The sequence below is a fragment of the Brevibacillus sp. FIR094 genome, from assembly GCF_050477165.1.
Classification (GTDB): Bacteria; Bacillota; Bacilli; order Brevibacillales; family Brevibacillaceae; genus Brevibacillus.
In genome coordinates, this window is record NZ_JBEAES010000038.1 from 1 (window position 1) to 26,456 (window position 26,456).

The 26,456-nt window shown below is 48.9% G+C and carries 28 protein-coding genes and 1 pseudogene; 19 read left to right on the forward strand and 10 right to left on the reverse strand.

The window, feature by feature from the left end; genetic code table 11:
• Positions 1–197: 197 nt before the first annotated feature.
• On the reverse strand, positions 198–1,361 hold the full coding sequence (locus ACQ5DJ_RS24985) for a cation:proton antiporter (RefSeq protein ID WP_429844790.1): 1,164 nt from the start codon (positions 1,359–1,361) through the stop codon (positions 198–200).
• 230 nt (positions 1,362–1,591) lie between these two features.
• Between ACQ5DJ_RS24985 and ACQ5DJ_RS24990 the strand changes: the two genes are divergently transcribed.
• Positions 1,592–1,936: a cupin domain-containing protein gene (locus ACQ5DJ_RS24990; RefSeq protein ID WP_429844791.1), complete on the forward strand. Its 345-nt coding sequence runs from the start codon at positions 1,592–1,594 to the stop codon at positions 1,934–1,936.
• A 49-nt stretch (positions 1,937–1,985) separates the two neighbouring features.
• Here ACQ5DJ_RS24990 and ACQ5DJ_RS24995 read toward each other — a convergent pair whose 3' ends face one another.
• The 3 genes from ACQ5DJ_RS24995 to ACQ5DJ_RS25005 all read right to left on the reverse strand — a co-directional run bounded on the left by ACQ5DJ_RS24995 (position 1,986) and on the right by ACQ5DJ_RS25005 (position 2,949).
• On the reverse strand, positions 1,986–2,120 hold the full coding sequence (locus ACQ5DJ_RS24995; protein WP_017247216.1) for a hypothetical protein: 135 nt from the start codon (positions 2,118–2,120) through the stop codon (positions 1,986–1,988).
• A 26-nt stretch (positions 2,121–2,146) separates the two neighbouring features.
• A complete protein-coding gene (locus ACQ5DJ_RS25000) occupies positions 2,147–2,437 on the reverse strand; it encodes a hypothetical protein (protein WP_429844792.1) in 291 nt (96 codons plus the stop codon).
• 98 nt (positions 2,438–2,535) lie between these two features.
• Positions 2,536–2,949 (reverse strand): Lrp/AsnC family transcriptional regulator, encoded by a 414-nt coding sequence (locus ACQ5DJ_RS25005; protein WP_429844793.1) that lies wholly within the window; start codon positions 2,947–2,949, stop codon positions 2,536–2,538.
• A gap of 118 nt (positions 2,950–3,067) precedes the next feature.
• Here ACQ5DJ_RS25005 and ACQ5DJ_RS25010 point away from each other — a divergent pair, with 118 nt between their 5' ends.
• From ACQ5DJ_RS25010 to ACQ5DJ_RS25035, 6 genes are all read left to right on the forward strand, one after another.
• On the forward strand, positions 3,068–3,826 hold the full coding sequence (locus ACQ5DJ_RS25010) for an MBL fold metallo-hydrolase (RefSeq protein WP_429844794.1): 759 nt from the start codon (positions 3,068–3,070) through the stop codon (positions 3,824–3,826).
• Positions 3,827–3,976: 150 nt separating this feature from the next.
• Positions 3,977–4,570, forward strand: coding sequence for a winged helix-turn-helix domain-containing protein (locus ACQ5DJ_RS25015; protein WP_007726169.1), 594 nt, complete (start codon positions 3,977–3,979; stop codon positions 4,568–4,570).
• The gene (locus ACQ5DJ_RS25020; protein ID WP_429844795.1) at positions 4,567–4,824 is read left to right on the forward strand and encodes a hypothetical protein; all 258 of its coding nucleotides are present in this window, start codon (positions 4,567–4,569) and stop codon (positions 4,822–4,824) included. The genes ACQ5DJ_RS25015 and ACQ5DJ_RS25020 overlap by 4 nt, the downstream gene beginning before the upstream one ends.
• Before the next feature lie 36 nt (positions 4,825–4,860).
• Positions 4,861–5,442: an ATP-dependent Clp endopeptidase proteolytic subunit ClpP gene (gene clpP / locus ACQ5DJ_RS25025; protein ID WP_144618041.1), complete on the forward strand. Its 582-nt coding sequence runs from the start codon at positions 4,861–4,863 to the stop codon at positions 5,440–5,442.
• Between the two features lie 16 nt (positions 5,443–5,458).
• Entirely contained in the window at positions 5,459–5,626 is a 168-nt protein-coding gene (locus ACQ5DJ_RS25030) for a hypothetical protein (protein ID WP_429844796.1), read from the forward strand.
• A gap of 33 nt (positions 5,627–5,659) precedes the next feature.
• Complete coding sequence (locus ACQ5DJ_RS25035; protein WP_429844797.1) at positions 5,660–5,911, forward strand: hypothetical protein; 252 nt, start codon at positions 5,660–5,662, stop codon at positions 5,909–5,911.
• Positions 5,912–5,973: 62 nt separating this feature from the next.
• Here the strand turns inward: ACQ5DJ_RS25035 and ACQ5DJ_RS25040 are convergent, their stop codons facing one another.
• Positions 5,974–7,212, reverse strand: coding sequence for an MFS transporter (locus tag ACQ5DJ_RS25040; protein ID WP_429844798.1), 1,239 nt, complete (start codon positions 7,210–7,212; stop codon positions 5,974–5,976).
• A 72-nt stretch (positions 7,213–7,284) separates the two neighbouring features.
• On the opposite strand from ACQ5DJ_RS25040, the gene ACQ5DJ_RS25045 reads away from it, so the two are divergent.
• From ACQ5DJ_RS25045 to ACQ5DJ_RS25055, 3 genes are all read left to right on the forward strand, one after another.
• Positions 7,285–9,141, forward strand: coding sequence for an ABC transporter substrate-binding protein (locus ACQ5DJ_RS25045; RefSeq protein ID WP_429844799.1), 1,857 nt, complete (start codon positions 7,285–7,287; stop codon positions 9,139–9,141).
• Positions 9,142–9,219: 78 nt separating this feature from the next.
• Positions 9,220–9,582 carry a cupin gene (locus ACQ5DJ_RS25050; protein ID WP_429844800.1) on the forward strand — a complete coding sequence of 121 codons (363 nt, stop codon included), beginning with the start codon at positions 9,220–9,222 and terminating at the stop codon, positions 9,580–9,582.
• A gap of 89 nt (positions 9,583–9,671) precedes the next feature.
• Positions 9,672–10,106 carry a metal-dependent hydrolase gene (locus tag ACQ5DJ_RS25055; RefSeq protein WP_429844801.1) on the forward strand — a complete coding sequence of 145 codons (435 nt, stop codon included), beginning with the start codon at positions 9,672–9,674 and terminating at the stop codon, positions 10,104–10,106.
• A gap of 145 nt (positions 10,107–10,251) precedes the next feature.
• Here the strand turns inward: ACQ5DJ_RS25055 and ACQ5DJ_RS25060 are convergent, their stop codons facing one another.
• The gene (locus tag ACQ5DJ_RS25060) at positions 10,252–11,898 is read right to left on the reverse strand and encodes a hypothetical protein (RefSeq protein ID WP_429844802.1); all 1,647 of its coding nucleotides are present in this window, start codon (positions 11,896–11,898) and stop codon (positions 10,252–10,254) included.
• Between the two features lie 216 nt (positions 11,899–12,114).
• Here ACQ5DJ_RS25060 and ACQ5DJ_RS25065 point away from each other — a divergent pair, with 216 nt between their 5' ends.
• The 9 genes and pseudogenes from ACQ5DJ_RS25065 (at position 12,115) to ACQ5DJ_RS25105 (ending at position 22,562) form a co-directional block, all read left to right on the forward strand.
• Entirely contained in the window at positions 12,115–13,029 is a 915-nt protein-coding gene (locus ACQ5DJ_RS25065) for a LysR family transcriptional regulator (RefSeq protein ID WP_106778043.1), read from the forward strand.
• Positions 13,030–13,126: 97 nt separating this feature from the next.
• Entirely contained in the window at positions 13,127–14,215 is a 1,089-nt protein-coding gene (locus tag ACQ5DJ_RS25070; RefSeq protein WP_429844803.1) for a DUF418 domain-containing protein, read from the forward strand.
• Positions 14,216–14,314: 99 nt separating this feature from the next.
• Positions 14,315–15,418 (forward strand): citrate/2-methylcitrate synthase, encoded by a 1,104-nt coding sequence (locus tag ACQ5DJ_RS25075; RefSeq protein WP_429844830.1) that lies wholly within the window; start codon positions 14,315–14,317, stop codon positions 15,416–15,418.
• Between the two features lie 563 nt (positions 15,419–15,981).
• A complete protein-coding gene (locus ACQ5DJ_RS25080; protein ID WP_429844804.1) occupies positions 15,982–17,010 on the forward strand; it encodes an NADH:flavin oxidoreductase/NADH oxidase in 1,029 nt (342 codons plus the stop codon).
• A gap of 147 nt (positions 17,011–17,157) precedes the next feature.
• Complete coding sequence (locus ACQ5DJ_RS25085) at positions 17,158–17,748, forward strand: TetR/AcrR family transcriptional regulator (protein WP_429844805.1); 591 nt, start codon at positions 17,158–17,160, stop codon at positions 17,746–17,748.
• Positions 17,749–17,822: 74 nt separating this feature from the next.
• Complete coding sequence (locus ACQ5DJ_RS25090; protein ID WP_429844806.1) at positions 17,823–19,202, forward strand: MFS transporter; 1,380 nt, start codon at positions 17,823–17,825, stop codon at positions 19,200–19,202.
• 75 nt (positions 19,203–19,277) lie between these two features.
• Positions 19,278–20,663 carry a PLP-dependent aminotransferase family protein gene (locus tag ACQ5DJ_RS25095; RefSeq protein ID WP_429844807.1) on the forward strand — a complete coding sequence of 462 codons (1,386 nt, stop codon included), beginning with the start codon at positions 19,278–19,280 and terminating at the stop codon, positions 20,661–20,663.
• A 104-nt stretch (positions 20,664–20,767) separates the two neighbouring features.
• Entirely contained in the window at positions 20,768–21,526 is a 759-nt protein-coding gene (locus tag ACQ5DJ_RS25100; protein ID WP_429844808.1) for an HAD-IIB family hydrolase, read from the forward strand.
• A 360-nt stretch (positions 21,527–21,886) separates the two neighbouring features.
• Positions 21,887–22,562 (forward strand): annotated as a pseudogene (locus ACQ5DJ_RS25105) (M24 family metallopeptidase).
• Positions 22,563–22,630: 68 nt separating this feature from the next.
• On the opposite strand, the gene ACQ5DJ_RS25110 reads toward ACQ5DJ_RS25105, so the two are convergent.
• From ACQ5DJ_RS25110 to ACQ5DJ_RS25125, 4 genes are read right to left on the reverse strand one after another with little or no spacing between them, the layout of a single operon-like run.
• Entirely contained in the window at positions 22,631–23,446 is an 816-nt protein-coding gene (locus tag ACQ5DJ_RS25110) for an ABC transporter permease (RefSeq protein ID WP_429844809.1), read from the reverse strand.
• The gene (locus tag ACQ5DJ_RS25115) at positions 23,443–24,429 is read right to left on the reverse strand and encodes an ABC transporter ATP-binding protein (protein ID WP_429844810.1); all 987 of its coding nucleotides are present in this window, start codon (positions 24,427–24,429) and stop codon (positions 23,443–23,445) included. The genes ACQ5DJ_RS25110 and ACQ5DJ_RS25115 overlap by 4 nt, the downstream gene beginning before the upstream one ends.
• A gap of 17 nt (positions 24,430–24,446) precedes the next feature.
• A complete protein-coding gene (locus ACQ5DJ_RS25120) occupies positions 24,447–25,256 on the reverse strand; it encodes an ABC transporter permease (RefSeq protein ID WP_429844811.1) in 810 nt (269 codons plus the stop codon).
• A gap of 1 nt (position 25,257) precedes the next feature.
• The gene (locus ACQ5DJ_RS25125; protein WP_429844812.1) at positions 25,258–26,355 is read right to left on the reverse strand and encodes an ArsR/SmtB family transcription factor; all 1,098 of its coding nucleotides are present in this window, start codon (positions 26,353–26,355) and stop codon (positions 25,258–25,260) included.
• Between the last annotated feature and the right edge of the window lie 101 nt (positions 26,356–26,456).

The window sequence follows — 26,456 nt, forward strand, 5'->3', positions numbered from 1 at the left end:
TGGTCGCATTCTCTTGAAGGTGTTTTGATTTGTCTTACGTTATGGGGTCAGTCCCGAGCGACCGCGTCTGTAAGGAAGCTTTTTATGCGTTTCAGAAAATTTAAGCATAGTAGCATATACAATGTGAAGTACTTAAACTTTCTTACACGTAAAAAAGACTGTCCCCCGCGTCTAGGCGAGAGACAGTCTTGGTTGTGTTAGGCGTTCTTTTTCAATGCGATTTCTTCTGGCTGTGCCATTTTCGAGAAGAACCATTTCATCATTGGTGGAGTGACGATGGTCGTCAAGAGTACGACGACAATCAGGACGGCAAACATGTCTTGTGTGAGCAAATTGCTCTCCAGACCGATTGCGGCGATAATGAGTGCCACTTCCCCACGGGATACCATCGCTGCACCAATGGCCATCGAGTTTTTCCACGGGAAGCCCGTGATTTTTGCACCAAAAGCTCCACCGATGAGCTTGGAAATGATGGCGATAACGCTCAGGAGTACAATCAGTCCGAGATTGTCTAAGATGCCAGTGAACTGTGCTGTTACCCCGATTGAGGTGAAGAACACAGGTACGAAAACCGCGTAGCTGATAGTCTCGACCTTGTGCGTTACTTCTTGCTTGTAATTGGTCAAGCTGATGGCAACACCGGCGATGTAGGAACCGATGATGGCAGCAACCCCTGTATATTCAGCAAAATATGCGAACAGGAAACAGATGATAAGCGCTGCGGAAATAACTGATTCTGTGACCTGCAATGGTGCGAATTTTTTCAAAATCCATGGGACAACCTTCCAAGAGAGAACGATGACGATGGCAAAAAATGCGACCTTTTTCAAAACCACCATGCCGAGATTTACGTCGCCGCCAGCAAAGCTCATCAAGAAAGCAAGTGCCAAGATGACCACAACGTCATCAATAACAGCGGCTCCCATGATTGTTGCGCCTTCTCTTGATTTTAGCTTGCCCAATTCCTTCAACGTTTGTACGGAAATACTCACGCTGGTAGCAGAGAGCAACAGGCCGAGAAAGATCGCTTCGATATTGGAGAGGCCAATCGCAATCCCGGCACCATAACCGAGTGCAAGCGGTATAACAATCCCTGCGACACCTACGCTGGTTGAAGACTTGGCGGTGCGTTTGAACTCATCAATATCAGTCTCCAAGCCCGCGATAAACATGAGCAGGATTACCCCGATTTGACTAATTTCCTTGAGGACTTCTGTGTCTGTGACCAGCCCGAGAACGGTAGGACCTAAAACGATACCGATGAGCAGTTTCCCCAAAACAGATGGCTGACCCAGCCGCACACTGATGTCACCAGCGATTTTGGAGGCGATCAAAATGACAGCCAGCTGAAAAATAAGCATGTGGTTTCCCCCTTTTAACGAAATAAAAAAGAGCCCGCGATCACAGCTTTCTTTTTGTCGGCTAAAAAAAGACAAAAAGAACCCTATGATGACAGGCTCCTCCAGTAACGAATCAAATATTCACTTATCATACACAAACATTTTAACATACTGGGCAGAAAAAGTAAACACTTGGTGACAAATGCTCCTCAGCGTGTGAAGATAGAGCAAAAACCGGAGGAGGAGCAGGCATGGCGAAAATCAGCAAAGAGAATGCAGAGCATTATCATTGGGGCGATCAATGTGATGGTTGGCATCTGGTCAAAGGCCAAGAGCTCAGCGTCATTCATGAGCGGATGCCCGGAAATACAACAGAAGTGCGTCATTATCACGAGCGGGCGCGTCAGTTTTTCTTCGTACTGTCAGGACAGGCTATGCTGGAAGTGGATGGCGTGCGTCATGTGATCAACAGGCAGGAAGGGGTAGAAGTGCCTCCGGGAGTCAAACATCAGATGAAAAACGAGGGAGCAGAGGATGTGGAGTTTCTTGTGATCTCGCAGCCGACAACAAGAGGAGACCGCATCCAGGCAGATTAAATAAAGCCTGACCGTCAAAAGAAGCGGTCAGCTTTTATATGCGTCAAGCTTATTTGAAATTGGTGAAATCGGACATTTGTGCGAAGATATCTGCCAATGCGTGCATTCCTTCGAATGTTTGATAAGCGAAAATAGGCAGACCTACAACAAACAACAAAACTTCTCCGATATATTTGGCGATCATATGATCAACCTCCTTTTGGATGTTTGTTACGCTACGCGATCCAAAACGAAGGAACCATATGTATCCATTTCGCCGTCTGTGTGCTGTATGCGCCTGAATAAGCGAAGGCGCTGCGGTTGCCTTGCCGCCATTGGATAAGTCTCAACCAACAACTTGTTAATGGAAGGTCGGTACGTATCCGTGACGTTCTGATGTAGAATCCGGTTTTGCAGGTAACACTGTCTGAGACAAAAAACAGAAGTGAAGCATCCTACAAAAAGCGCGACCAAGGCGAAGAAATCTTCCAGCGAAAACAGCAGCAATAGCATATCTTCCATGGCGATTCTCCTCCTTTCGTATTCATCATTCTACTCTTGTTCACAATATCGAGCAACCCCGAAAATTCATGAGAGCGGATACATTGCTAAAATGCCAACTATTTCAATTTATTAATCGATAGGTTGACACGGTAGTTCCCAAAAGGAAGCAGGGCATCTAAAAAATGATTGAGGGCCTCTTGATCTGACACATGTACCATCATGGTATAGCAGCCTTCTCCGCTAATGCGATGCGCTTCGACGATCTCGCTGCGACTTTTGATAAAACGAGTGAAGAGAGAATGATCGGTAGTGGTCATGAACATGGTGACCAGAGCAGTGAGGACTGGGGCGATTTTGGTTTCATCAATGAGCGTTGTATAGCCTTGAATAATGCCTTGCTCCTCCATTCGTCTAATGCGGTTTCCGACGGCTTGACCGCTTAGATGGACCTGTTCGCCGATGTCCTTCCACTGCAATCGGCTGTTTTTGCGTAGCAAGGCAAGGATGGAGAGATCGGTTTGATCTAGCATGCGTATCTCCTTTCACGGCGAAAGTCGGTAGCCAGCAATCGTTTCGCGGCAACCGTTCACCGCCTTATACAATAAACGTACATCCATTATAACGATAACGAGGAAAGGAAGAAATGACATGCAGATTCAACTTATACGACATGCTACCTTGCGTGTGGAATATGCAGGGCTGACATTTTTGATCGATCCGATGTTTAGTTCCAAGGGAGAAATGCCAGCAGTACCAAATACGCCGAATCAGCGCCCGAATCCAGGAGTGGAATTGCCCCTATCCGTGGAGGAGGTACTCGCTGGTGTGGATGCCCTCTTGGTGACGCATACCCATTTTGATCATATCGATGAAGCGGCGATTCGCCTTCTCCCGAAGCATTTGCCTGTATTTTGCCAGCCACCGGATCTGGATAAGCTGGTGCAGCATGGCTTCGAACAAGTCATTGCCATCGAAGAGGAGTATACATGGCAAGGAGTTCACCTGCATCGGACAGGTGGTCAACACGGAACAGGGGAAATTGGACAGCAGATGGGGCCAGTATCTGGCTTCGTTCTGGAGCGAGCTGGTGATCCGACGCTGTATGTGGCGGGGGATACGATTTGGTGTGAGGAAGTGGAGCAGGCTGTTGCAGCGTATCGTCCTGATGTGATCGTCGTTTTCGCAGGTGCGGCCCGTTTTTTGACGGGAGACCCGATTACGATGACGAAGGAGGATATCGTCCATGTCGCAGATGCCGCGCCCGACAGCCGTATTCTCGTTGCCCACATGGAGACGTGGAACCATTGCTTGCTCAGCCGTCACGAATTGAATGAATGTTTGCGGGAAAAACAGCTGTCCGGTCGTGTACATGTTCCGCAGGATGGCGAAACCATCTCTTTTCAATGAGCGAACCGAATATAGATGAACAACAAAAGCTCCGCAGTCATAGCGGGGCTTTTGGCGTTGTCGAAAAAAAGGCTTATCCATCATTTGACAAACAAAAATGAACGTAATAAACTATTTTTACGTAAATGATTAATGTCATGAGGTGTTGTTGTGGCGCACGAACAACTGGAAACATATGTAGTCGAGAAGCCTGAACAGGCGATGGCCTTATTGAACCCGCTCCGTGCCGAGATATTAAGCCGTTTGGCAGAGCCTGCTTCAGCGGCGGAAGTCGCACGTGGTATCAATGAAATCCCGCAGCGTGTCAATTATCACTTGAAGGCCTTGGAAAAGGTCGGATTGGTCAGGCGGGTAGGGAGTCGACAGGTGCGCAATCTCGTCGAGGTGCTTTATTTGGCGATTGCGCGGACGTATGTGCTCTCGGAAGGACTGAACTGGGGCAACGATACCGTTCAGCAAATGAAGGATCAAGGATCGCTGTCTCATCTGGTCCAGACAGCAGAACGAATCAAGCGGGATGCCATGCTCTTGCTGGAGCGTTCCGATCAAGAGGTGGAGGTTCCGAGTGCCTCGCTGAACGCGAGTATTCAGCTTGCCAGTGCGGAACAGCGCAGTGCTTTTGTAGAGGAGTACGTCCAACTGGTGAATCAGCTTGTGGCGAAATATCAGCCAAAAGAAAAGGGACAAGAGACGTATCAGGTCGTTCTCGCGGTTTATCCAAAACAAGGAGGAGACGAGGCATGAAGGCACAAGTGACAGAGTCTAACAGGTCCAAACCCGTAGTCGTTTGGGAAAATCGTATTCAGCCACAAGTTGATCAGGTCATTGTCATGCCAGCCCGAAGCGGAAATGGGGTTGCGGTCGAAAGAGAAGCAGCTGTTCAGACATGGTCAGTAGGTCCGGCGAGTAATCCCGCAGTGGTGACGCAGGTTTCATCTGGATTTAACAAAAAATCAGTGGCAGTGCCACAAGCAACCAGCATGCGTATGGCCGCGTAAAAAATCAAGCGTAAACAAGCGAAGGAGGGTTTTTTCATGAATCTCATTCCAGTAGTAGTCGAGCAAACGAGTTATGGAGAGAGGTCCTATGACATTTACTCCCGGTTGTTAAAGGATCGCATCATATTTCTCGGCAGTGCCATCGATGATCAGGTAGCCAATGCAGTCGTAGCTCAGCTGCTGTTCCTGGCAGCAGAAGACCCGAAAAAAGACATTCATCTTTATATCAATTCGCCAGGAGGCTCTGTCACAGCAGGGATGGCGATTATCGATACCATGAAATTCGTAGCACCTGAGGTGTCCACGATCTGTACGGGGATGGCAGCGTCTATGGGCGCGATGCTTCTCGTAGCAGGAGCGCCGGGCAAACGGTATGCGCTGCCTAATGCAGAAGTCATGCTCCACCAGCCGTGGGGAGGCAGTCAAGGACAGGCGAGCGATATCAAGATCGCAGCAGACCGTATCATGCGACATCGCAACATGTTGTATACGATCATCTCGGAGCGTACGGGAAAGACAGTCGAGCAAATCGAAAAAGATGCAGACCGCGACTATTTCCTTACCGCCGCAGAGGCGCTCGAATACGGCTTGATTGATAAAGTGATCGAAAAATTGTAGAGCTGGGGGTGCCGGGGTGAAGATCCTATTTTTGGGGGGAACGCGTTTTATCCGTCCACATGCAGTGAAGCGCTTGGCAGAAGCAGGTCATGAGGTTGCTGTATATAATAGGGGGCTGACCCTCGGCGCAGCCTCTCTTCCACCAGGTGTCGTCTCTATTACGGGAGATCGTGCCCCTGGGTGAATATCGGGAGACTCGAACGAAGCAGTCCTCACGATGGAAAAAGGTTCTCAAGAAGTGTCAGTTGGGATGGGGGGCGTCGCAAGAGCAGGAGAAGCGTTCTCTCAAATTCGCGATGCTGTTGTAGGCGTGACGAATGAAATTCAAGAAGTATCGACTGCTGCACATACCCTTACGGAAAGTACAGGCAAGGTCGGACAATCGATGAAGATGATTGCCACTGTAGCGCAATCGGCTGTTTCTCTCTCGGATGATTTGGAAAAACTGATAGGCCATTTCAAGGTATAAAGCTTCGCCACAAGATGCACCCCTTAGAATCGAGAGAAAGATTCTGAGGGGTGTTTTTTCGTTTACGCCAATTTCCACAAAGCCAACCTTCGATACACCAGAAAAACCACGAGATTCCCCACTGCCGCTACCAAAAAGACGGTCCAAGGCCCCAGCGATAAGGTCATCCAACCCGAACCATAGATGGAAAAGACAATCCCGAGCTTGAAAATAGAGCCGGTGATCCCGCTAATCCTTCCGATCATGTGGGCAGGGGTAGTCTCTTGACGGAAGGTCCAAATACAGACGTTTTCAATCGTGCTAATCAGACCCGTGAGAAACAGAGACAGACAGAGCAGCCACGTACTTTGCGCGAAAGCCATGAGCAAATAGGAGCAACCGAGGAGTAGGATGGTCATGCCCATGATGCGGCCGATGGGAAAGCGCCTCCGTAGATAGGCAACGACAGAGCTACCGAGAAGACCGCCAAGTCCAGCGACGGAAAGCACCAGCCCTAATGTGGAATTGTCCAGCTTCAGGTGATCCTTGGCAAAGAAAATGATCATGGCGTCATACATGCCCGAGGTTGCATTGAGAAAAATCACGAGGACCGTAATCTGCCATAATGGTCGATTGCCCAAAAGCTCCTTCCAACCATTTCGCAACTCCTGCCAAAAGCCGCCCTGAGAGGGAGCAGGTGCATCTGTACGATCTAAAAACGATATGGCGATAAAAGCCAGTAAATAGGCTGTACCCGTAATAAGTAGCCCAGTGTGCAGGGTCGACAGAAGCAGGATAAAACCGGTAATCGCTGGCCCCATAATTTCAATAAACGTGCTTATAAAAGAAAAGCGAGCATTGGCTGAGGTTAGCAGCGGGGTAGGGACTACTTGCTTGATCATGCTGACGCGTGCGTTGTGAAAGCCATAGTTAAACGCCATTAGGAAAAAGCCAGCCACATAATAATGAATGACCTGTGCATGTCCGGATTCGGTCACTCCATATAGCAAAAACAACAAGACCATCTGGCCAAAAACCATCCATTGCGACCAGCGTTTTTTGGAGAAGCGATCTACCCAGACACCGATGAACATGGCCAGTAGTAGATTAGGCAAAAACTCAATACTTTTCATGGTCGTCATAGTAACTGGAGATTGGGTCATATCATACAAAATCAGTGGCAAGGCTAGTTCGTACACTTTGGCTCCACACGCGATAAAGGTGGACGTGAAAAAGAGGACGAGAAAGGGCCGATTCCGCCAGATCGACATGTTCTCGTGTGACTCAGGCTTCGTGGCGGGGGTGTGGTTTGGTACTGGCATGAAAAAACCTCCTTCTTCGATCTCATTGTAGCTAGAAAAAGGGGAAGAAAAAGGGTAGAGTGTTTGTTGTATATGGACCCCTTTTTGGATTCGACAGCGACTGTTTACATAGAAAGAGTGATCATCTCGATGCAAAGTGCCTACTACTACTTGCGCTTGCGCCAGCATTTTGCCTCTGTCACAAAGGGTGAACAGCAGGAGGTTTCGCTTGCCGAGCTGGCTCAGATTTTTTGTTGCACGATTCGAAATACGAAAAAAGTCATCAAGCAAATGGAGGAGCAGAAGTGGATTGAATGGAGCCCGGGAAGAGGACGAGGCAATGTCTCGCGGATCGTCTTATTATACGGGATCGAGCAGATTGTTTTGCCCATCGCCCAAGAGCGTATCCAAGATGGCGATTTGGAAGGCGCCATGCAGCTCCTCAATGATTTTGCCATCACTGCCAAGGGGCGGGAGCACTTTTTTGACTGGCTCTCCGGGCAGTTTGGCTTTATTCAAGAGGAAATCCGCGAACGGAAACTGGATACGCTTCGCATGTCCTTTTATAGGCCGATTCCCGCTCTCGACCCTGCCTTTGTCAACAGGCGCACAGAGTCACATATGGTGAAGCAACTATTTGATACCCTCATTCGTTATGACGAAAAAATGGATGCATTCGTCCCGCATCTCGCCCATCATTGGGAGGTAAATGAGAGTGGAACAGAATGGACCTTTTATTTGCGCAAAGGGGTATTTTTTCACCACGGCCGTGAACTAACAGCGCATGATGTCGTCTGGACGCTTGAGCGTATTGCTGATCCGAAGACAGGTTCTCCCTATCGCTGGATGCTGGAAGATGTAGAGAAAGTCACTGCTAAAAAAGAAACGATGGTAAAAATCGCGCTCAGACGTCCCAATCAATTGCTGCTATCCATACTGGCATCGGATCGACTTTCGATCGTTCCGGGAGATGTCATTCAGGAAAAGGGACAAGTATTTAGCCGATTACCGGTTGGTAGTGGACCGTTTTCGCTGGTAACGAATGACTCGCAAATGTTCATTTTGGAGGCTGTCCCCACGTATTTTCTCGGAAGGGCTCATTTGGATCGGGTAGAGATTTGGATTGTTCCCGAAAACAATCAGGATGTGCGAAACGAGGATTACTTTTCAAAACGAGGAGAGGTGCACTTCCAAAGCTTTTGGAATAAGCTCGGGCCGATGGAGCAATGGCAGGAGTTACAGAGCCTGGAGAAAGGCTGCACGTATCTCGCTTTTAACCTAAATCGCCCAGGACCGCAGCAAGATATCGCATTCCGGCAAGCACTGGATCGTCTCATCGTGCGCGAGAAAATGATCACGGAACTGCGTGGCAATCGGTATGCGCCTGCTTACGGGTTTTTACCGGAAATCAAGGACGTACTTGGTGAAATAACGGTCTGGGATGGGGATTTCAAAGGCTGGCCCGATCATCGTCCGATACAGTTGTTTACGTATGAAGGAGCAGGCAATGAAAATAATGCGGAATGGTTACAACAGCATTTGGCGGATGGTGGCATTCGCGTCGAAGTGACTGTCCTGCCGATTGAGGAATTGAAGAAGTCCGAAACCATCCAGCAGGCAGATTTGGTGGTTGCGGGTGAGGTTTTTGATGAACAGTGGGTGTTGGGGATGGTGGAGTTCTTCAAGTCAGATATCAGCTTTTCGCGACAGATGTGGAGCCCTGCCTTGCGCGAGCGAATCGACGATGAGCTGGATGCCTTGATGCTGGAGAGGGAATTACCAGAGCAGCGTCATCACTTGCAGGAGGTCGAGAGACTGCTGCGTGAGCAGTGCGCGATGCTGTTTTTATACCATACGCGTCAGCATTCTGCTTACCATTCGGCTCTGGCCGGTGTTTCGTTGAATGCGCTTGGTCTTGTCGACTACAAAAATATATGGTTTCGGCAGTAATCGTGGAAGATGAGTCTGTCAGAGCGCCTCAAGTTACGCTATGATAAGGCTTACATGTCAAAAGGCGGAGGGGAAAGTATGAAACGATTCCGATTTGATCAGGAAGTAGGCAAAACGATTGATCGCTATAATTCCGTCCATGCGACGATTTCTCGTGTCATGCGCACACCTGATTCAGTTTCGATCGGGTGTATCCATTTGGAGGCAGGCGGGATTGTTGGCTATCATCCGGCACCTTGTCCTCAACTCTTCCTTGTCGTGAGTGGAGAAGGCTGGGTACGCGGTGAAGGTACAGAGCGTATCCCGATCCAGAGTGGACAGGCGGCGTTCTGGATCATAGGAGAAGGGCACGAATCAGGCAGTGAAACCGGAATGACGGCAATCGTGATCGAAGGCGATGGACTCGATCCGGAGAGCTTTATGTCCTTGTTGGAGACGTAGCATCCGTATGTATGATGGTATTGGTTTGCCATTCCACCAACCGTACATAAGCACATTAGACTATCCTAGAAAGACGGTGTGAAAGGCGAATGAATTGGAAAACACATATGGCACTTGGTGCCATCGCAGGCTACTGCGCCTATCCTTCATGGAAGGGCAGCGTCATTGGCGCGACGATGGCACTCGTACCTGATATCGATCAAGCAAATAGCAAGCTCGGAAACTTGATGGGACCTATATCCAAAATGCTGCAAAAAGGATTCGGTCATCGTACAGTGACACACTCATGGGTAATATTGTTCCTTCCATTTCTACTATTCGGTGATTCTCCGGCTGCAATGGCAGCTCTGTGGGGGATATTGTCCCATCTGATCAGCGATATGCTGGTGGGGCGCATTCAGTTATTGTGGCCGTTGCGCGTGGGCTGGCTCGGCATTCGGGTGTCCAAGTCGATGTATCGGACTGTGGATCGAATCGTATTTTATGTAGCGATTGTGTATATCGTGATCAAAGGTTATCAGTAAGAAAAATGGAAAAGGAAAAGGAAAAGGACGTCCCTTCAGGAGGTCCTTTTCCTTTTCCATTAGAACAAAAAAACTGACACCGGTTTAGGACCGATGCCAGTTTGCTAGTAACTATTATAAGCAGATTCTTCTTATCACGAAACAACTAAGGCATCATGAACTGTTGCACGAGTTCAGCGTTTTCAGTCATGAATTTATCTGCGTTTTGCATGACTTCTTGTTGTGCTTCCATCATTTGTTGGTCAGTCACAGTAGCGAAGTTGATGGAGTTGTCAGCAGTCATAGCTGGAATTTCCAGTGCTTTGCCGAATTCTGCTTTGGACTTCAGCTTGAAGCTAAAGCCTTTTGGCATATCTGGAGTAGGGTTCGAGAAGTTCACTTTTACCGTGCCGTCAGAATCTACACCATTGTCCGTCTTCGTCTCGTTCACGGTAACATTACCGGTCAGAGCAACAGGGTTGGAGGAATATTCGTCTGCCATTACGAGTGCAAAGTCATACTTTCCGGTTTTTGTCTTGTCTTGCTTGGTTGTCTCGAAAGTAGTTGCGAGGTCCAGAGCTGGCTGGTCGGTCTCTTTCGCCAGGATGCTGAACTTGCCCTTGGTCTTGTCTTTTTCTTCTGTCGCTCTGTAGGTAAAGGACATTTCGCCACTTTTCTGATCAGACAGGTTGTGCAGGGAGTAACGGTAGTACGTTTCTGCGCCTTTATTATAAGAAACACTGCTGTAGACCAGTTGATCTTTTTGCTCTTTTTCATCGACCAAGAGCTTACGGGACAAGATTTGATGATCGCTATTCACGAGCACGACCATTTTCAATTGATCAGTTGATTTGGTGTCTGTATCTTCTGTATCCTTGATGATGTCATCGAAGGCTTGCTCGTAATTTTTCTTGAATTCTTCTTTGCTGATTTCTTCTACTTTGTAGCCGCTGTCGAGCATCAGTGTAGCTACATTGTGGTAGCGGCTGTAGATCAGGTCAAACAGCTTTTGGTCAGCTTTTGCCTTCTCTGCAATTTTCTTTGTCAGAGCCGCTCCTTCTGCGTTGTTAAAAGTAATCGTGATCTCACGCGCATCTTCCTTGAGTCCTTCTTCAGAGAAAGGAACGTCTTTCTTGATGCTTACCTGGCTGTCTTTGATACTGTCAGCATACAGCATGGCATACGGAGTCATTACTGTTTTGAGTTCATCTTGGTTAAAATTGATCGCTTCATGCAAATCGCTATAGCTTACAAAGCGCTTCGGCAGTTCCTCGCCCATCTTTTCCTTAAGGGCCTCGCGATCTTTCAAGTCCATATAAGCGTATTTCGAGTAAAACTCTGGCAGCTTGAAGCCCATCACGGAATCATTCATGAAGTACTCAAGAGTAGCCAGTTTTTTATCTTGTAGGTGAACTTCCAGGTTCCCTGATTGCTGATTCTTCTGTTCATCGATGTTGCTTTGCATCACGAGCTTCGCTTTGCCCAGCATGTCGAGAATTTTTTGTGCTTGCGGGTCTGGGATCGTTGCATCTAGGGCAATTTCACTCAACTCAGTGGTGGAGTGAACTGGTTTTTCCAGGTATGGCTTCATGTAGTCTTGGTATTCCCCGTAAGCTTTGGATACGTCGCTTGAAAACTTCATCATGCTCTCCGCTTCCGCTTGCAGGTAAATCGTTTTTGCGCTCTTAAACAAATCGAACTTGGCATAGGCGGTTCCTAATCCACCCAGGACAACGACAGCTGCTGCCCCCGCGATCAGCCATACTTTTTTCTTGCTTTTGCGCGGTGGGTTCACGTTTGTTGCAGTTTCCATCTTTTCTCTCCCCTTTGTGCTCTCTCTCTTTGGTGAGTACGGTGTGCGTAATGATTTTGCGCACTCGATTTTGTATTGTACCATAAGGAGGATGAAGGGGAACGATTTCCAGTAAAATTCTTCAAAAAAGAGGAAGAAAGACCCAAATGGTTGCATTCTTCCTTCTTTTGTATGCATATTGAACAAAAGAAAAAGCGACAGCAGGGGGGAGATCACGTGGATTTTCGCGTGCTGCAAACGTTTATGGTGGCGGCCACGACAGAAAATTTTCACCAGACAGCAGAAGCGTTGTTCATTGCGCAGCCTACTGTCAGCCAGCATATACGACAATTGGAAAAGGAATTGGGGATCAAGCTGTTTGAACGGGTTGGCAAACGCGTTCGGTTAACGGCTGCGGGCAAACGCTACTTGCCACATGCAAAAGGACTCCTTCAACAGTGGCATAACAGTATGGAGGATTTGCAGGCTTGGAGACAGGGCTATCGGGAAAAGCTGCAACTGGCTGTTTCACCGATTATTGCCCGTGCTCGTTTTTCCCACTTGCTGCACCGTTATACCAAGCTCTATCCCGATGTAGATATCTCAATTAAAATTGTCGACTCCGTGGAAATTGGCCCGCTGGTTCAAAATGGACAGGCTGATCTGGGCTTAACCCGGATGGTGCCGGGAGAATTCCAGTTGTCTACTTATCTTTTGTACGAAGATCCTATCGTTTTTGCAGTCCCTCACAGTGGCGGAGATATGGAGGCTCCCTTGCCTGATTGGGAGCAAGAGGTTCAATCGAACCGTCTGTTGACCCACAATCACCCGGGCTACTGGGATGAGTTGCTGTTGCTTTTGCGTCAGAGGGGGCTTTCTCTGCGTACCATGGCTGTTTCGCAGGTAGACATTACGAAGCGATTCATTGAGGATGGATTGGGCGTTTCCTTTTTGCCTCGGACGGCTGTCGATCGGGATTTGTTTGAAAACCGTTTTATTGAACTGCCCACACCTGGCCTTGTTTTACCGAAGGTCGCTTCTTATTTGCTCGTACCCAAAGCAGGGATTAGCGAGCCAGCACAGCATTTTATGGAAATCTTGCATTCCTTGTATCCACCGATGCCGCTTGTTCAGTCGGGTGGACGGACATAAAAGATAACAAGCCTGTAAGATAGAGGTAAGGTGAATCGATAGTTTTGATGAGCATATGTATGCTACACTGAACCCTGCTTAAAGACAGCAGGAGGGAATGACGAATATGCAGGCTGAACCAATCGCACAGAAAGATCGGATTTATTCTATTGATATTGTAAGGGGATTGGCATTGTTCGGGATTTTGCTGGTGAACTTGCCAGGCTTCATCATGTATTCGGAAGACGTTCCTATGCCAATAGAGGCAGGGATCGATGCATGGATTCGCTTAAGCTATGATTTATTCATTCAAACGAAATTTTTCGGGATCTTTTCGTTTCTGTTTGGCTTAGGTTTTTACATTTTCATGTCACGGGCTGAACAGCGTGGACAAAAAGTATTTCGCCTCTTCAGCAGACGATTGCTCGCGATGTTTGCCATTGGTGTGGTTCACATCATTTTATGGTTTGGCGATATTTTGACGGTGTACGCATTGCTCGGCTTTTTCCTGATGCCTTTTTATAGAAGAAAGTCTTCTACGATTCTGGCTTGGGCAGCTAGTCTAGGCGGAGTGTACATGCTCACTCAAAGCGTGGCGCTCGTACAGACGCTCAATGGTCAAGAAGTTTATTCGTTAGTAGCATCATTCCAGACGACAATGATACCGATTTTCGTGATGTTCCTGTTTGGTTTGTATGCGGGAAAACGCGGCTTGATTGCTCAAATTCGCGAGCATAAGCCTTTGCTGAAACGAATCGCTACTACTACTCTTGTCATCAGTCTTCCGATCGCAGCAGGGATTGTTTGGGCTAGTGGTGTCGGCTTTGGTCCAAAGCTTGAACAGGTGAATAAAATATTGGTTGATCTGAGTACGCTGCCTATGGCGCTGTGTTTGATAGCTAGCTTGTTTCTGTTGCTGGATCGTGAGCCAGCACGGAAAGTTCTTCAGCCATTTGCCTACACGGGACAAATGGGGTTAACGACTTATTTGGGTCAGACCGTCATCATGACCATTCTGATTGCTTTGTTCGGTATTACGGCCATGCCGCTCTCTTCTTGGCTTTTGCTCGCGCTGCCGATCTATGCGTTTCAATTACTTGTAAGCTGGCTGTGGCTGAAGCGTTTTAACCAGGGGCCGATGGAAAAGCTGTGGCGCTTCCTGACGTACGGACGTAAAAAGAAGTCAGTTCCAGTTACTGCTAACTAATTGTAGAACGTGATCAAAACCCCGATTTTCTTCTATTTCCCTTCACGATTATGAATCGATTATACTGAAGAGAAAAGAGATGAAAATGGAGTGGTGATGATGACAAAACAACATCCTTTGGCTATCGGCTTGGATGGTATCGCCGTAGCAGAAACAGACCTTAGTTTGGTGGATGGGATTAATGGACTGCTGGTGTACCGCGGTCATTGGGCGCGTGATTTGGCTATCCACCACACATTTGAGGAAGTGGCACATCTGCTCTGGTTCGGACATTTGCCTAGCGAGCAGGAGTTGAATGAGTTAAAAGATAAGTTCAAAGCAAACCGTGAGCTGCCGGAGCACGTAAAGGGAATCCTGAAGCTGATCCCGGCAGATGTAGATATGATGAGTGTACTGCGTACAGGTGTTTCGGCACTGGGCAGTTCCTCGCACGGCTTCCCGCCAACCATCGATGAGGTGATTTCGCTGGCTGCCAAGATGCCGACAATCGTTGCGTATCGCTTCGCTTGTCTGGAGGGCCGCGAGCCGTTGGCACCGAATCCGGAGCTGGATCATACAGCGAACTATCTGTATATGCTCAAGGGCGAAAAGCCGAAAGCGGCACATGTACGTGCACTGGATGCGTATCTGATTTTGACGCAGGAGCATGGCATGAATGCATCCACATTCTCCGGTCGTGTGGTCAGCTCGACCGAATCCGATCTGATTTCTTCCGTTACGGCAGCAATCGGCACTTTGAAAGGTCCTTTGCACGGCGGAGCGCCATCTGAAGTGACGGAGATGATCGAGGCTATCGGTACGAAGGAAAATGCAGAGCCGTGGCTGCGCAACAAGCTGGAGAGCGGCGGGCGTTTGATGGGCTTCGGACACCGCGTCTATAAAACGATTGATCCGCGTGCAACTGCTCTGCGCGTCGTTGCATCTGAACTGTCGTCCAACGATCCGTGGTTCGATCTGGCGACACACGTAGAAAAAGTAGGCTTGCAGCTGCTGGAAGAGTACAAACCAGGTCGTAAGCTGAATACAAACGTAGAATTTTTTGCCGCAGCTGTGATGCGCGCGGTGGGCTTGGACGACAATTTGTTTACACCGACATTTGCCGTGAGCCGTGTGGTCGGTTGGAGTGCGCACATTCTGGAGCAGGCAGGCAAAAATCGCATTATTCGCCCGCAATCCAATTACATTGGCACGATGCCAGAATAATCGAGACGTTTATCATGAAAGCTATCCGTTATGCGGGTAGCTTTTTTCGTGTTTATAAATGTGGCTGCGGTGGGGAGAAGAATATTTCCAGTCTAGGCTCCAGGCTCCGTTCTGCTGGGGGCTGAGACTGTCCGCTCGGTAGGACTCCACAAGTCGCTACGTCTGGAAATATTCTTCTCTATCGTGACTGAGTACATTCTTCAATCTTTTTTTAAGGCTTTTAAAATCGTAATAACACGGAAAGTTCGTAGAGGAAACAGGAGAAATAAGCGAAGATCTTTGGTACACCGACCAAGACGGAATGCAAAAAGCGAAACACGCTCTTAAGCGTCCACCTCTGAAAAACATCCTGAAAGAACAACTTTGGACGCGGTTTCGCTTTTTGCATGGAGTCGGGCAGTCAATCCCTCAGCGGGTGGGACAAGAAGCTGAGCGTTTTCTCCTGTTTCCTCCCCACCACAACAGCCGGACAAGCCCTTTATCGTCTTCACAAAGTGCAACTTGGGATTGCAGAAGATGCTTACTTTTGGCATGATAATAAAAAAAAGTAAGGAGTGGAGCAAATGGCGTTGTTGTCTACCCCGTTTCAGTTTAAAGGACTTAGCTTGAAAAATCGGATCGTCATGCCACCGATGTGCCAATACTCTGTGGATGCACACGATGGAACACCAACGGACTGGCATTTTGTTCATTACGTTTCCCGTGCAGTAGGCGGAACAGGTCTGATTATCGTGGAAATGACTGATGTCGAGCCTGATGGTAGAATTTCCAACGGCGATTTGGGCTTGTGGTCTGACGAACAGATTCCGGCGTATGCACGAATTGTCTCCGAGGTTCAGAAGTATGGGGCCAAAATTGGCATACAGATTGCTCATGCGGGCCGCAAAGCGGAAGACGCAGAAGTGCCTGTATCGGCGTCTGCGATTGCTTTCCCAGGGGCACGCTACAAAACGCCACGGGCGTTGACGACAGAAGAAGTCAAGCAAATGGTCGTCAAGTTCCAGGACTCAGCGAGGCGTGCGGTGGAAGCCGGGTTTGATACCATTGAAATCCACGGTGCGCACGGATACTTGATTCACCAGTTCCACTCTCCTTTGACAAATCAGCGAGCCGATGAGTACGGGCAGGATAAAGCCCTGTTTGGTGTGGAAATTATTCAGGCAATCAAAGAAGTCATGCCAGCTGACATGCCGCTGATCATGCGCGTCTCTGCCGTAGAGTACGTGGATGGTGGATATGGGCTGGATTACAGCACGGAGTTGTGCCGCCGTTACAAGGAAGCCGGTGTGGACATTTTCCATCTATCCAGCGGTGGGGAAGGACCGATTGGTTCAGCAGGCCGTCCAGGTGTTCATCCTGGCTATCAAGTACCATTGGCACGCGCAATTAAGCATGCACTGGATGTCCCAGTCATTGCAGTCGGCAATCTCGATGATCCAAAAGTGGCGGAAGCATCGCTTGGCAATGGCGATACGGATTTGGTAGCAGTCGGTCGTGGCATGCTGCGTGATCCTTATTGGGCACTGCATGCGATTCATGAACTGTCGGCGGATGAGTTGCAGCCACCGAAGCAATATTCAAGAGCATTTTAATCGAGTAAAAGAGCGAGGGGTTCTCCTTTCGACTGTATGAGTCAGAGGAGAGCCCTTTTTTACCATGAGTCCTTGACACTTTTTAACAGTCCGTTTACTATAAATGTCAGTCAGTACTGACAATCAATTCTGGGAATGAGGATTGCAATGAGCAGCAGCAAAAGTGTTTCAAGCAGCGAAAAACTGATGATAGCCGCAATCGAACTCATCGCGGAAAGAGGCTACAACGGCGTAACGACGCAAGAAATTGCCACTGCGGCAGGATTGAGCGAGAAGACGTTGTTTCGGCACTTCGGCAGCAAGCGGAATTTGCTCGAAAGCGCCTTTGACCGTTTTCATTACACGGAAGGACTGACAAAGCTTTTCGCGGAGAAGATTGTGTGGGATTTGCGCGAGGATCTGCTATTAATCAGCCGAACATATCACGAAATGATGAACCGTAATCGGAAAATGATATTGATTAGCATTAAGGATGATGCTCATTTGCCCGGATTCCGCGAGCGGACCCAAAAGCATCCGAGACAGTTGATGGTATTGTTTACAGATTACTTCAAAGAGATGGGCAAAAAGGGCAAGATGATCCAAACGAATCCGGAGGCACAGGCGACTGCCTTCATGGTCATGAATTTCGGGGCGTTTTTGAACGATCTGGATAGCACTAGCAATTTTTCTGGGGTATCTCTGGAGGCATTTATCGAAGAGAGTGTAGAGGTTTTCGCTAGGGGTTTGACTCCCTAGTTTTTTTACCACCCAAATGTCAGTCAGTGCTGACAGTCAAATTGCGAATAACAAAGTGAAGGAGAAGATGCAGCGTGGAAGCGACAAAAACGCAGCAACACAGGGACATATTAATCCGGATCTTGATGTTTACCTTAGTCATTTCCTCCATGAGTGCTTTGGTGTTTAACATTGCACTCCCCGAAATTAGCAAGGAGTTTGGATTGAGTATAGCTCAGGTGAGCTGGCTATCGACCGCATATGGATTGTTATACGCGATCGGGACCGTGACGTATGGCAAGCTGGCGGATCGATACAAGCTCAAGAATTTGTTGACGTTTGGACTCTGGGTGTTTACGGCTGGTTCGTTTTTCGGTTTGGTCTCTGACTCCTTTGCGATGGCCCTTTTCGGAAGATGTTTGCAGGCAGTAGGGGCGGCTGTCATTCCGGCTACTGCAATGCTCATTCCTTTGCGATACTTCCCGCCGGAGCGTAGGGGTTCTGTTTTAGGAAGAACGGCAGTAGGATTGGCTCTTGGCGGTGCGCTCGGTCCTGTGGTTGCGGCGTTAATCGTCAGCTTTGCCCATTGGCGCTGGCTGTTTTCCATACCGCTCCTGATCTTGCTTACACTGCCGTTCTACCGCAAATATTTGGAGGATGAGGAGACAGCGTCTGGTGGGAAGTTTGATTGGGTGGGCGGCTCCTTACTTGCGATCAGCGTGACATCATTGCTTTTGGGAGTAACGAATGGATCTTGGTGGTCTGCATTGGGCAGTTTGGTTACTTTGCTCTTGTTCGTCGTACGAATTCGTTCGATGGCTGATCCATTTGTCCAGCCGAAGGTTTTTGCCAACAAGCAGTATACAATCGGGATTCTGATGGCATTTCTCATAAATGGAATGGGGATATCGCTTTATTATCTCAGTCCGCTGCTCTTGGCTCAGGTGCAGCAGCTATCGACGAGCTGGATCGGCTTTGTGATGGTTCCCGCGGCTATCGCTTCGGCATTGCTTGGTCGCGTAGGAGGAAAGCTCGCAGACAGAAGGGGGAATGCTTTTCTGTATGTCGTTGCGTCTAGCTTACTGATTAGCTGCTTTGGCTTGTTATCTACTTTTACAAGCACCTCGGTTATCGGCATTGCGCTTTTTTTGATCCTAGGTAATGTGGGGCAGTCTTTTATGCAAATCTCGATGGCGAACTCGATCTCGAGGACGTTGACGAAGGAGCAGGCGGGAGTAGGCATGGGAATTTTTTCGATGCTGAGCTTCATTTCCATGGGGATCGCGTCTGCGGTATACAGCAAGGTTATCGATCTTGGCGGGACTACCAATTGGAACCCGGTGAATCCTTATACGAGCGGCTTCATTTACAGCAATATTTATTTGATGATGGCACTGATGCACGTGTGTCTTATGGTCTTCTACTACTTTCAGTTCGGTAGGGCCAAGAGACAGAGCCTTCTGGCGGATCGCTGACCTTTTGTTCTGTTCATTCAGGCTTCATTTAATATGTGGTAGACTAAAACAAAAAAGGAAGGGGGTTCCTGTTCGTTGCGAGAGCTTTCTGCCATTCGTTTTACAGAGGGAGAACCACTGTTTATCCAAATCTATCACTTTATCAAAGACGAAATATTGCGTAACCAAATCACGTATGAAGAGTTTCTCCCCTCGATCAGAAGCTGTGCGCAATCGCTTGCTGTCAGCAAAAACACGGTAGAAGTTGCCTATCAGCTACTAGTATCGGAAGGGTACATCAGCAGCATTCCGAAAAAAGGGTATCAGGTGACGTACAAAGCAGGACCTCCTTCCGGGCAGTACGCAGCGGAACGAGAAGACTCTCGTATACCGCCGATTCGCTATGACTTTCGCTATGGCAACATCGAGCTCGGGGCATTCCCTTTTCATCCGTGGAATAAGCTGTGCAACAAGCTCATTTCCTACCATCAGCGCACGTATATGGTGGAGGGGCTGGCTCAAGGCGAGTACGTCTTGCGAAAGGAACTCTCGAAATTGCTGCATGAAACGAGAGGAGTCCTCGCTACGCCGGAGCAGATCATTATTGGAGCCACCCCACAACAGTTGGTGTCGATTGTCGTCCAGCTTCTGGACAGAGAGAAGCATGTGATTGGCGTAGAAAATCCGGGCTATGATGGTGCGAGAAATACGTTTCTCAACGGTGGCTACCGTGTACATGGCATTTCCTTGGAGGCAGACGGTGTATCCATAGAAGAGCTGAAGAGAAGCGGGGCAAGCATCATGTACGTGAGTCCTTCCCAGCAATTCATCAACAAAATGACGATGCCTTTGGAGAAAAGAAACCAATTGACCCAGTGGGCGCAGTCCTTGTCACATTCCTATCTGGTAGAGGATGACTACGAATGGGAGTTCAAATATCAAGAGAGCTACATCCCTTCGATCCAGAGTCTGTCTCCCCAAAAGGTTGTTTACATTGGGCGGCTCTCCAAAGCATTGTTGCCACTCGTAAACGTCAGCTACGTCGTCCTTCCTTACGAGCTGTTATCGCGTTTTCACCAGCGCGTGCCTGAATACGATCAGCCTGTCTCTCGTTTGGACCAGTTGACGCTAGCGGCGTATTTGTCCGATGGCTATTGGCATAGACACTTGCAGCACATGCGAAAAAACTACATGGAAAAGCGTGAGGTGTTTCTTCAGGCAGTCGCTCGTTACATGGACGGACGTGTGGAAATAGAAGGGAAAGATACAGGGCTACATGTATTTTTGACCGTAAAAAGTCAGCGTTCGGAAGCGGAACTCATGGAGCGTGCCTATCAAAAAGGCGTAAAAGTCTACGGAACTGCTCGATACTGGCTGCATGATACAAGGGAGCATCCGACGGTATTGCTAGGGTACGGAGCATTGACCCCCGACGATATTCAGGAGGGCATCCGCTTGTTGGCTAGCGACTGGTTCGAATAACAGATCAGCTTTCTGTCCCACTCATCTTGAACGATCTGTCCCTTTGGCCTCAGACGGCCATCCATTACGATGGACAGGACAGCGATTAGAAAGGGTGGGAAACAATGAAGTTCATTTTTGATCTGGACGGGACGATCTGCTTCAAGGGTCAACCGATCTCAACAAACATTTTGGATAGCCTGCTAGCACTCGAACAAGCGGGACATACCGTAGGTTTCGCCTCCGCAAGACCGTGTCGCGACATGCTGCCTGTCCTCGATGAGCGGTTTGCCAACCATCTCCTTATTGGCGCGAATGGGGCAATGACGCATCACCAAGGGAGCTTGCAGGGCTGCGTGCCGATCCCGGATCGTTTGGCACATGAAATCATCAGTATTCTCGATGAGTATCGCGCGCAGTATTTCATCGATGACTCGTGGAATTACGCACATAATTGTGTGTTGACCCATCCTTTTTTGAGCTATATTGATCCCAATCGGACAGCTAGCCGCGTGGATGTGGATCAACTGAATGCAATGCTGAAAATCCTGATTTTATTGTGTGACCGTTATGAAGAATTGATGGCGAGAATCAAGGAGCTCGACGTTACGCTGCATTACCATTCGGCAGAAGGCATTCTCGACCTCACTTATCGGGGAGTGAATAAATGGGCGGCCCTGAATCGGTTCGATGTGGCAGGGGAGCCGTTTATCTGCTTTGGCAATGACATGAATGATTTGCCGCTGTTTGAAAAAGCGCATCATTCCGTATTGATTGGCGAGTATGAACTACTGCTTGCATTAGCGAAGGAAAAAATCGCCATGAATGATCAAGTGGAGCCATCCATTATCGCAAAATTGCGAGAGTTGGGAGCGAACAACTGAATGATGAACAAACGTCCGAATGTGGAGATCCGGACGCTTGTTTCTATCAACTATTATTGGATCATCTCAGCACAACACCAACCGCATACACTTTGCAGTCGATCAGGATCTTCCCAGCAACAGGCTCTGCATCTCATGCTTCTTTCTCTGGGAGGATTGTGTCTAGAATAAGGATCACGATCAGGATTACGATCAGGATTACGAGGAGTAGAATATTGCACCAAACGACCATTTACTTTCTTGTATCCTTTGTTGCGGGATTTATTCCTTCTCAAGGATGATCACTCCTTTAGATGATATGCGATAGGGTATGCTCAAAAAATTTGGATTGAATAGACATGCATCTCCAATTACAAAAAAATGGATAAATCGCTTGTTCTTCGCGAAGCAGAGACCAAAGCGGAGTTTTTATTTGCCACAATCGAAGAGAAGGGCATTATTCGCAGCGGCGTGACGGAAAAAGATATCAACAAGGAGATTTACGAGCTGTCCTTTCAATTGTTCGGGATCAAAAAATATTGGCATAAGCGAATTGTGCGAGCGGGAAGAAACACGCTGTTTCCGTACCGAGAAAATCCACCGAACTTGACTGTCGCTCCCGTAGATATAGTCTTTCTCGATTTCGGGCCAATTTTTGAGGACTTGGAAGCCGATCTCGGGCGGACGTATGTGCTCGGAAATGATCCGGGAAAACAAAAGCTGCGCGACGATATTGAAAAAACGTGGGACGAGGGCAAGGCTTACTTTTTGTCCAAGCCGGATATTACGAGCAGCGAGCTGTTTGCCTACATGTGCGAGCTCGCCAAAGCATACGGCTGGGAGTACGGTGGTCCGCACGTAGGGCATCTCATACGAATTCCCGCATGAAAAAATTCAGGGGGATGATATCGTCAACTATATTCACCCTGACAATCACAAGCCAATGAGAGAGCCGGATCATAACGGACACCCGCGCGATTGGATCCTGGAGGTTCATTTTATTGATCGGGAACGAGAAATTGGGGGATTTGTGGAGAAGCTGCTTACGGTGGAGTAACAGAGAAATAAGAAAACGCCTTTTCCAATCAGGAAAGGGCGTTCTTTATTTACCTACTTTTTGTTCAACTAATACATCACCATGTTCCCGGTCTTTTTCATATGCTTCTCCGCTTGCTTCAGCAACACGACGGTCGCTGTCACGAGCACCAGCAAGACGGCGGCGAGAAGTCCCATACTCGGCAGCATGGTTTGCAACGACGCTCCTTCCATCAGCAGCTCGCGAATCAACTGAAGCGCGTAGGTCAGGGGAAAGCAAAAGGAAATGACCTTGGCCCAAACTGGAAAGGCCATCGGGGGTAGACGGACACCGGAAAAGATCAGCATCGGTTCATCCAGAACGGTGTACAGAAAGCCCGAATCACGTGAAAACAGAAAGAGCACACAAAGAAAGCCGCCCCAGACGATGGCCGATACCAGCAAAATGAGGAAGGCGAGTGGAGGCGCCCACCAGCCGCTCAGCTGAATGCCATCGACAAAAAACAAGGCTAACAGGGCAAAGCAAAAGAACAGCCAGACTCCTTCAATCAGCGAGGAAAGCGAACGCCCATACAGAAAAGCGAGTCGGTTGACCGGGCTGATGAAGATCATTTCCATGGTTCCCGCTTGCCGTTCGAAGCTCATTTGCCATGATGACTGTACCAGGCACCAATAAAAGATGTAGCCTAAATAGCCAGTCAACAGGAACAACGGCAACTGCTCGTAGCTGATGAACCGGGCTAGAGGGGAATCAGCTCCCATCCGAAACGGGGCAAACGAATAATACGCGGTTACAAAATTGATGACAGGCCAGACCAAGAGCGAGAAGTAGATCATTTTGCTGTGAAATGAATGGCGATGCTCCTTGATGATTTCGGCCAAAAGCAGGCTGCCTAGCTGTTTCATGCCCCCCTCCGATCTGCCATGTGCAGGATGACGTCCTCCAGTGATGGCTGTTGGGTGGAGAGACGCAAGACAGGAGATTGGTGGGCAGCCAAGAGGGAAAGTAATGGCGTCGTCATATCCGTTTTGCCTCGTAACGTCACTTCCCAGGTCTGCTCGTCTGTTTCCGCGATTTCCCGTGAGCCACCATAATCCAGAGCCAGCTGGCGCAGATCGTAATCGAGCGAGTCGGAGAGAGAGGGGATCACTACCTGTAAGGCTGTATCTAGGTGGAGCGATTTGGTCAGGTGCTCCGGTGTATCATGCGCCACGAGCCTTCCTTTATCGATGATGTATACCTCGTCGCAAAGCTCTTCTACTTCATGAATGTAGTGACTGGTCAGCAGAATGGCTTTTCCATGTTGAGAAGCGAGCTCACTCACATGCTTGCGAAGCTGCCGGGCAATGGGGGCGTCCAAGCCGAGAGTGGGTTCGTCAAGGAACAGGTAGTGCGGATCATTGATCAGGCCCCGGGCGATTTGTAGTCGCTGTTTCATGCCCTTGGAATAACGCTCGACAGGGGTGTTGGCCGCCTCATACAGACCAACCTGCAAGAGCAATGAATCGATCCGATTGCGCAAGGCCTGCCCTTGCAAACCGTACAGACTGCCGAAATATTGCAGGTTTTCACGCCCTGTCAGCCGCAAGTACAGCATGCGCTCTCCCCCTGCGATCATGTTGACCTTGGCTTTGACGAACCGATCGTCCTTTACCGCGTCGTACCCATCTACCGTGATTGTGCCACTGGTTGGGGTGAGCAGCGTGGAGCACATCTTGATCGTTGTTGTTTTTCCAGCGCCATTAATGCCTAACAATCCTATGATTTTGCCGGGTACCATGCGAAAGGACAGATCAGCGACTGCCTCGACCTCTGTCCATTGCTGGCGAAACCAGTCTTTTTTCTCCTTCACCCGGTATACCTTCCGTACATTCTCTGCAATCAGCATGATCGTTGTCCTCCTTGTTATCCAAAAATCGATTCCATGACGCGTTTTTCCATCTTACGAATACCCCACACCCCGATGACGAGATAGACGAGGGACAGGGCTGCCATATGAACCAGCTGTGGTGAAACAGCATGCAGTGGCGCTCCTTGAATCACGCATTGCCGAAAAGCATCCAGCGCAGGCGAGAGCGGCATGATGAGACCGAGCGGTTGCAGCCATTCAGGCAAATATGGAATCGGAAACGTGACCCCACTGACAAAGGCCATCACGGCAAACAGTGTGTTTTGTGTGATGTACGTATCGCGGAACCAAAGCATGAGACTGCCCAATACGAGCGCCTGGCAAAAGAACGCCCCTGTAGACAATATCCAGACAAGAACGGCGCTCCATACGTTTGTATGAGAGAGCGTGAGTCCAAACAACGCCCCTACAAGCACAATCACCGAAAATTCGAACAAAGTACGCATGAGCTGTTGGGCGACATTCCCCAAAAAGTACCCCCTGCGCAAGGAAGGGGTGAGCAGAACCGCCTCCAAGGTCCCTTCCCGAAGCTCCGTAATGAGTGAACGGCTGACATTCATCAAGGTAGAGACGGCAAACGCATAAAAAGCTCCGCCGAGGATGGCGTACGACAAGTAATCGGACGAGCCGGTGAGATGTGCGAAATTCTCGTCCAATTGCCCGGCAAATACATAGTGATAGGCGAAGTAGGCGAACAGCACCGTATACACCCCGGAAAAAATGTGGCCGATGACAAACGACCACGGGTAGGCACGAATCATTACGCGGGTATTGCGGATAAAGGTAGCTTTGGCGACATGAAACACGTTATTTCCTCCGTTCTGGGGGATGTGATGAAGCAGGTGGAGTGGTAAGTCCGGGAACAGGCATATCAATGAACTCATGCAGATCGACGGCGAGTTGTTCCAGCCGTGATGCAATGGCGCGGTAAAACACATACCGTCCCCGCCGTTCACTCCAGATAAAGCCTGTGTCTACCAACAGATTCAAGTGCTTGTTGACGGCAGGCTCACTGATGTTGTGCAGGTCAGCCAACTGCTGCGTGCAGTAAGGATGAGCCAATAACGATTTGAGGATCGCCGTCCGCGTCGGGTCACTGAACACCTTCATTTTGCTGATGAAGTCAGCGGGAATCACCGAGGTGGCTCTGGTGCCGGGAACGTCAATGGATAAGCACACGGAGATATGGTCGTCGTAAATGCCGAGCAACAAATGCGGCGCGACAAACGTTGAGACACGCAAATGGATACGAGCCAGCTCCGAATAGGCAAATGTGTACGTTTTTGCCTTGTGAAATTGCAAGAAGTCTTCGTGCACCTTCAATCGCGGGTGTACCTGCGACAAAAACGGAATCGGATCAAGCTTGATCTGCTCTTGTGCTTCATGTACGGCGCGGACGAGCCATGGTTCAATCCGCCGTTCTTCTGCTTGGAAAAAAGGCAGGTAATCGTAGCAAAACTCTAGAAAACTGCGCTTGGTCGAGAGCGGATGGCGCAAAAGCTCCCGATGCTCCGGTTTCAGCTCATCAAAAATCTCGTCTGTACGTCCTTGCATCCAAGCGTGAAGTTGTCTGGGATGATAGACGGGACCTATCATGAGTTGGGCAAACTCGCCAGCATCCATCGCCTGTACACGCTCCAATGCGGCCTCTACAGAATGCTCAAAGCACTCCTCCCAAGGTGCCAGGAAGTCCATGGCATCGAGAAACTGATTGGACATGGAACTAAAATAGCGAAGCTTTTTCAAGAGCGGGGCAGGTAAAGCAGTGAGCAACTCCTCCGCCCAATGCAAGCGGGAGGTGTGATGCTCCGGCTTGGCAAGCACATGGAGACTTAAGAAAAACTCATAGCCGGGTATGTATGCGACATGCAGATGCTTACGCAGCCAGTCAGGTAAATCTTGCACCGAGCATCCTCCTTTCTCGTTCGATTAACCATTTGGTGAATTTAATTTGGGAGTGGGCAAAATTGAAGAAATTATGCCGGAGGGGCATCCCGATGTCAAGA

Coding starts and splice junctions, on each gene's coding strand:
- ACQ5DJ_RS24985 (WP_429844790.1), bottom strand. CDS start 1,361: ATGCTTATTTTTCAGCTGGCTGTCATTTTGATCGCCTCCAAAATCGCT.
- ACQ5DJ_RS24990 (WP_429844791.1), top strand. CDS start 1,592: ATGGCGAAAATCAGCAAAGAGAATGCAGAGCATTATCATTGGGGCGAT.
- ACQ5DJ_RS24995 (WP_017247216.1), bottom strand. CDS start 2,120: ATGATCGCCAAATATATCGGAGAAGTTTTGTTGTTTGTTGTAGGTCTG.
- ACQ5DJ_RS25000 (WP_429844792.1), bottom strand. CDS start 2,437: ATGGAAGATATGCTATTGCTGCTGTTTTCGCTGGAAGATTTCTTCGCC.
- ACQ5DJ_RS25005 (WP_429844793.1), bottom strand. CDS start 2,949: ATGCTAGATCAAACCGATCTCTCCATCCTTGCCTTGCTACGCAAAAAC.
- ACQ5DJ_RS25010 (WP_429844794.1), top strand. CDS start 3,068: ATGCAGATTCAACTTATACGACATGCTACCTTGCGTGTGGAATATGCA.
- ACQ5DJ_RS25020 (WP_429844795.1), top strand. CDS start 4,567: ATGAAGGCACAAGTGACAGAGTCTAACAGGTCCAAACCCGTAGTCGTT.
- clpP (WP_144618041.1), top strand. CDS start 4,861: ATGAATCTCATTCCAGTAGTAGTCGAGCAAACGAGTTATGGAGAGAGG.
- ACQ5DJ_RS25035 (WP_429844797.1), top strand. CDS start 5,660: ATGGAAAAAGGTTCTCAAGAAGTGTCAGTTGGGATGGGGGGCGTCGCA.
- ACQ5DJ_RS25040 (WP_429844798.1), bottom strand. CDS start 7,212: ATGCCAGTACCAAACCACACCCCCGCCACGAAGCCTGAGTCACACGAG.
- ACQ5DJ_RS25045 (WP_429844799.1), top strand. CDS start 7,285: ATGGACCCCTTTTTGGATTCGACAGCGACTGTTTACATAGAAAGAGTG.
- ACQ5DJ_RS25050 (WP_429844800.1), top strand. CDS start 9,220: ATGAAACGATTCCGATTTGATCAGGAAGTAGGCAAAACGATTGATCGC.
- ACQ5DJ_RS25055 (WP_429844801.1), top strand. CDS start 9,672: ATGAATTGGAAAACACATATGGCACTTGGTGCCATCGCAGGCTACTGC.
- ACQ5DJ_RS25060 (WP_429844802.1), bottom strand. CDS start 11,898: ATGGAAACTGCAACAAACGTGAACCCACCGCGCAAAAGCAAGAAAAAA.
- ACQ5DJ_RS25070 (WP_429844803.1), top strand. CDS start 13,127: ATGACGAATATGCAGGCTGAACCAATCGCACAGAAAGATCGGATTTAT.
- ACQ5DJ_RS25075 (WP_429844830.1), top strand. CDS start 14,315: ATGACAAAACAACATCCTTTGGCTATCGGCTTGGATGGTATCGCCGTA.
- ACQ5DJ_RS25080 (WP_429844804.1), top strand. CDS start 15,982: ATGGCGTTGTTGTCTACCCCGTTTCAGTTTAAAGGACTTAGCTTGAAA.
- ACQ5DJ_RS25085 (WP_429844805.1), top strand. CDS start 17,158: ATGAGCAGCAGCAAAAGTGTTTCAAGCAGCGAAAAACTGATGATAGCC.
- ACQ5DJ_RS25100 (WP_429844808.1), top strand. CDS start 20,768: ATGAAGTTCATTTTTGATCTGGACGGGACGATCTGCTTCAAGGGTCAA.
- ACQ5DJ_RS25110 (WP_429844809.1), bottom strand. CDS start 23,446: ATGAAACAGCTAGGCAGCCTGCTTTTGGCCGAAATCATCAAGGAGCAT.
- ACQ5DJ_RS25115 (WP_429844810.1), bottom strand. CDS start 24,429: ATGCTGATTGCAGAGAATGTACGGAAGGTATACCGGGTGAAGGAGAAA.